Genomic DNA, 255 nt, shown 5'->3' on the forward strand with positions numbered 1-255 from the left:
AGATCCTATCCCCGGTGTTGGTACTTTTTATGATTTTATGGATAGGCTGATTCGTAAGGATCGGATCCTTTATAAATCCAAACTGCGTAAGTTCAAGCGTAAGCCTAAAAAGAAGCAAAAGAAAAATCAGAAGCTGGATTCTTCAAAGCCCGGTGTGGTTGAACGTTTGGTAAACAGGGTCTTAAAATATGATAATTCCAAGCTCCCTGATAACCTGGAAACTACTTTAAACCATATCCTAAAAGACGTTTTTGT

The 255-nt window shown here is 38.0% G+C and carries 1 pseudogene; it reads left to right on the forward strand.

The annotated features are described in order from the left end of the window. A pseudogene (locus IT084_RS19185) lies at positions 1–255 on the forward strand (hypothetical protein); the annotation flags it as partial.

This window comes from Desulfallas sp. Bu1-1, from assembly GCF_015594625.1.
Lineage (GTDB): Bacteria > Bacillota > Desulfotomaculia > Desulfotomaculales > Desulfallaceae > JADNRQ01.